A 5204-nucleotide genomic window follows, 5' to 3' on the forward strand; every position below is an offset into this window, starting at 1 on the left:
CCAATGTGCTGCACACGTCGACGCCGCACCATTGGCGCGATGCCAGGCCGGGCGAGAGCGAAGAGCAGTTCTCCAGCCGTCTCGCCGACGAGTTGGAGACGCTGATCCTTGCCGAGGGACCGGAGACCATCGCCGCCTTCTTCGGCGAGCCGATCATGGGCGCCGGCGGCGTCGTCGTTCCGCCCGCCGGCTATTGGGAGAAGATCCAGTCCGTGCTGTCGAGATACGACGTCCTGCTCGTTGCCGACGAGGTCATCTGCGGCTTTGGCCGGACCGGCGAGATGTTCGGCTCGCAGACCTTCGGCATCAAGCCTGACATCATGGTTCTGTCGAAGCAGATTTCTTCCTCCTATCTGCCGATCTCGGCATTGCTCATCAACGACAAGGTGTTCGAGCCGATTGCCGATGAAAGCGATCGCATCGGCACCTTCGGCCACGGCTTCACCGGCGGCGGCCATCCCGTCGCCGCGGCCGTCGCGCTGGAGAATATCAAGCTGATCGAGGAACGCGACCTCGTCGGCAACGCGCGCACCATCGGCGCGCATCTGCAGGCAAGGCTGCGCAGGCTGGCCTCGCATCCGCTGGTCGGCGAGGTGCGCGGCGTTGGCCTGATCGCCGCCGTCGAGCTGGTCACCGACAAGGCGAGCAAGGCGCCATGGGGCAAGCCTGCCGCCCTCGGTGTGCTGGTCAACGGGTTCCTGCAGCAGAATGGCGTCATTTCGCGCAACATGGGCGACGCCATCGCCTTCTGCCCGCCCCTGATCATCACCGAGCCCCAGCTGGATACGCTGGTCGATGCGTTCGAGCGGTCGCTCGACGCCGCCCTGCCGCAGGTTCGGCCGCAGGGCTGAAAAACCCGTCAGCATACCCGTCATAAGCGAGCGCTCATTCTCAGCGCCCGTTCAATGGCCAGTGACGATGCACCCTGGGCTTTTAGTCAGGCGTTGGCGAGTCAAATTGGTGCCGCCGTCCGGGACTTCTGACACAGTGGAAGGTGGCCGGCGCCACATTGGGCGTGTTTGGGTGGGGTATATGGCGCCGGCCAGGCGAACAAAAAATCCACCGCCCTAACAAGCTACCAGCCAATCCGTCGGTGCCTGTGGCGTGATCGCGGACGTTTTGCGGCCCGGCGCGCTCTTGTCGTTCACATGACAGAGAGCCGAGCCTTACCGGCGTTGCCTGAGGAAACGGCAACCGGCTGGCGAAGAAATATAAACTTCGGCTGAAACAGGCGAAACACATCCATATGGACGAAGCAGGGGTAGCAACCGGATCATCCCTGATGTGGGCCTCGGCCTTGACCCGCTTGAAAGCGAAGTCCGGATCGTAGCGATGGGTGGGATTGCATACCGCGCATTTGACCTCTGCCTCGCCATTCGGCGTCGGCATCTCTTGGCAGCCGCGCTTCCAGGCTCCTTGGAAGACTTTGGTTTCAGCTGGCTGCCATTTCGACAATCGGCGACTCGCCCCGCATCGCCGGCCCTGCAGGTGTTCAACGCCGCGCCGTGCGACGGACCCGCCATTCCATCGGCAGCGCGTTGCACGCGTGTCATCGTCTCACCCTTGCGCGCGAGTAGGGAAAGTTCGTCGGATTTGGACGTCTCCTCCGCCATCCGACGAACGGCCGATCCTTGATCAACCGTAGACCTGCGTCCGAGTGGGGCCGCCTGCATCGGACCCCGGGAGCGGGAAGGGCTCTACCTGCCCTTCGGTCTTGTCCAGGTACTGCATCAACGCCGTTACCAGATGGTAGAAGATGCTCGCGGGGACCTCCGTCGCCACTGACCTTCCGCGCTCGTCAATCCTGTCAACCCACAAGCCAAGCGGTGCTGGATCGATATGCCATCGGAAGAGGCGGGCGACACGAGCTTCGATCTCGGGTTTCAGATCAGGCCCGCCAATGCCGTCCAGGGCGATGGCCGCCTTGACGGCCTCGCATTGCGGCCAACTGCGAGAGAGCCGGTCGAAGGGCATTCCCTGCCGCGACACGGCCGCATAAGCCAGACCGGTGGCCCGGTTCAATCCGCTGGCGATCGCCGACGAATAGAGCTTCCTTGCGTAGACTGCCAAGTCTTTCTGCCCACTTGCCCGCGTGAAATCGACAAGGAGCGAGGCCCATTCGAAATGGTGCCCCGGTTCGGTCCACTGACCGTCGTCTCCAGGCAGCGGCAGCCAGTCGACATCGAAGCGTTCGCCAAGCGTCCAGCTCTCCTGGTCGAAGAAGTGACTCCGGAAAAGATCGATGATGCGTGCCGCCCGACGCAGGTAGCTGCGGTCGCCGGTGACGCCATACCAGGCAAGGAAGGATTCCAGCATGTGCATATGCGGGTTCGAGAACCGCACCCCACTCCAGCCAGGGCTCTCCAGGAAGCCGTTCAAGCAGCCGTCCTCGAGATGGGTGTCGATGAAATGAAATGTCTCTTGAGCAAGCCGCAAGGCATCCCGATCGCCGCATCGATGAGCATGGGCAAGCGCCAGGAGCACACAGGAATGGTCGTAGGCGTCCTCCACCGGGTCGACCACGCTGCCGTTGGAATTGAGGCTGCGAACCCAGCCGCCGCGGTCGGTGCGACCGTATTTCGCGATGAAGTCGATGCCGTGGCTGATGAGCCTGTCGGCCGGTCCGGCCCAGCCGCGTTCCTTGGCGACCGCGAAAGCGTAGATCTGGCGAGCCATCGTCCGCATGCGCTTGGGCTTGCCTAACGGCCTTGCATCGAAACCGAGAGCCTCGTGGAAGCCGCCATGCACATCGTCGACACCTGCAGTGGACCACAGCGGCAGCGTCTCGTTGAAGAGCCAGTGCTCGACGCGCTTTCGCCATGATCCGCTGATTATGACGCGGTCTTCCGACGCCGTGAACTTCGTCTCGAGGCGTCCGCTCTTCTCTAACTGTTCGACAACCTTCTTCACGTTCTGGCTGTGGGTGACCGGAGCGACGAACACTGCGTCCGGGGTCGCCACCACCGCCACATCCTTCATTCCGATGACGGTCAGCAGCCTGCCCTGGCTTCTGAGGTAGGAGCTGCCGCAATCCATGGCGACGACGTCGCCCGCTACGACATTTCCGTCGCGGTCCGTCGGGCTGGCTTCGAGCAGCGATTGCCACGAACCAAGGTCGTTCCAGCGGAAGGAAGCCGTAACCATCGCGATACCGCGTGCATGCTCCATGACCGCGTAGTCGATCGATGTCGACGGGACGGTCGAGTAGAAGCCCTGAGGCAAATAAATGCCTGAGAGGTCGGCCCGTGCGGTCTTATGGGCCCGTTCCGCAGTGTCCCAGATGTCCGGCCGGAGGTCGAGAAATGCCTTCCGCATCGTGTCGGCACGAAACAGAAAGATGCCGGCGTTCCAGTAGAACCTTCCCGAAGACACATATTTGCGGGCCGTCTCGATATTGGGCTTTTCGACAAAGTGCGAAACGGCGGCCACTCCGTCACCATTTGCCGCAACCTTAACCTTTATGTAGCCGTACCCTGTTTCGGGATGCGTCGGTTTGATGCCGAATACCACAATGCTTCCTGAATCCGCGGCAGGCATGCCCGCTTCGACGGTTTCCCAGAATTGCTTTTCGGTCGATATCTCGTGGTCGGAGGGCACCACCAGTACAAGCGCGTCGACGCCATGTTCGGAGATTGTCTGCAGGGTGGCTATTGCGACCGCCGCGGCCGTATTGCGTCCGATGGGCTCGAAAATCGGTCTGCCGCCGTTCAGGCCGAGCGCACCGATATCCGAAATGACGCGGTCGGCATGCCGTTCCGAAGCTATCAGGTAGATCGGCGCCTCACCGTCCGGCCGCATCTTGAGGCGTCGAACAGTTTTTGCAAGCATCGAGCCGTCGCCCGAAAAGTCATGGAATTGCTTGGGATTGTCTTCGCGCGAGAGCGGCCACAGCCGTGATCCGACGCCCCCGCTCATGACAAAACTTACGATCCGGTCCGGCATGCTCCAGTTCCTCTCAGAAAGTCTGGTTGTAGGCTCCGACTTCTGGATTGCGGCGCAGCACGGGATCGAGAGCCTCGAACATCTCGCGACGTCGCTCCGGCGACAGCACTGGTCTCGAAGGCGAATGTGTTCGGTCTGGCTTGGCCGACTACGTTCAGGGCCACGGTTTCCCCTCCGCACATGCGGGGGCTGATCCTAGCACGCAGCCGTGCCCAAGAGCCCTTGATGAATTGGGGGTAGCCCTAAAGCCCTGATTTCTCACCCACCTATCCAACAGGAGCATGTCCGCCGCCAGCGCAGAGGGGTGTCTCGTGCGTTCCTGCCGGACGAAGGGCGTTTCGGGCGCCTGGCTAGCTCCGGCAAACAAGCGTCAATTCCGGCTCGGATCGCCTTGGCGCGCTCTTCCTGGCGACTGCTGTTTCTTCATTGTTACCCGACGCCACGTGGCTCGAGTTGACAATGGCAGGGACAAAGGTTCGTCGGCTGGAAGCCTGCCCTTTTACCGCTCGTGCAATGATTCCTGCTTGGTTTTCGCCAGCGGCGAGAGGAAATAGCCAATGATACTGCGCGTGCCAGTCTTGATCTCGACCGTCACCGCCATACCCGGACCGAGCTTGACGAGCTTGTCATCCACCTGCATGTCCGTACGGTCAAGTGAAACGCGCGTGGCATACTGCAGTTCCTGATCTCTCGGCTCACTGTCGCTCTGCGCTGCGCCCAACGCGCGGTCGTTCGACGCGCTCTGCTGCCTGTCGCGAACTATGGCGTCGGATGACACGCTGAGCACTTCACCATGAAGAAGCCCGTAGCGGGTGAAGTTGAATGTGTCGACTTTGATTTCCGCCTTCTGTCCCGGATGGACGAAACCGATGTCTCGGTTGGAGAGCATGGCCTCGATCTCGAGATGGCTCTCACTCGGAACCACCACGGCGAGTGGCTGAGCAGGCGTCACCACACCTCCCACCGTATGAACGGCGAGTTGCTGCACAACGCCATCGACCGGCGCGGTCAATTGTTGGAGCTTCGTGCGCCGCTCTGCCTTGATCACTTCCTGCCCGGTGCTCGCAGCTCTCTGCTCGGCTTTTGCGAGTGCCTCATAGGTCGCGCGCCGGTACTCCGCGGCGGTCTTTTCCCTCGTTTCCTTCAGCAACGCGATGGCTGCGTCGGCTTCGCGCAGCCGGCTCTGCTGCAGGTTGAGATCCTGCTGAAGGCCTACCAGTTCCTGATACTCGGAGAGATAGACGACCTTCGAAGCAAGTGCC

Annotated in this window: 3 protein-coding genes; 1 reads left to right on the top strand and 2 read right to left on the bottom strand. The window is 61.8% G+C overall.

What is annotated here, in order from left to right:
- On the top strand, positions 1 to 851 hold an 851-nt coding region (locus EN781_RS25090; protein ID WP_127400423.1), incomplete at its 5' end, for an aminotransferase class III-fold pyridoxal phosphate-dependent enzyme.
- Positions 852 to 1635: 784 nt separating this feature from the next.
- On the opposite strand, the gene EN781_RS25095 is transcribed toward EN781_RS25090, so the two are convergent.
- Positions 1636 to 3942: an AGE family epimerase/isomerase gene (locus tag EN781_RS25095; RefSeq protein ID WP_126055890.1), complete on the bottom strand. Its 2307-nt coding sequence runs from the start codon at positions 3940 to 3942 to the stop codon at positions 1636 to 1638.
- A gap of 499 nt (positions 3943 to 4441) precedes the next feature.
- Positions 4442 to 5204 (bottom strand): HlyD family type I secretion periplasmic adaptor subunit (locus EN781_RS25100; protein WP_127400424.1); only part of this gene is annotated, 763 nt, incomplete at its 5' end.

The sequence above is a fragment of the Mesorhizobium sp. M4A.F.Ca.ET.090.04.2.1 genome (genome assembly GCF_003999085.1).
Classification (GTDB): Bacteria; Pseudomonadota; Alphaproteobacteria; order Rhizobiales; family Rhizobiaceae; genus Mesorhizobium.

What these genes read in the sequence shown, in the direction of transcription:
- EN781_RS25095 (WP_126055890.1), bottom strand. Translation starts at nt 3,942, where the DNA reads ATGCCGGACCGGATCGTAAGTTTTGTCATGAGCGGGGGCGTCGGATCA.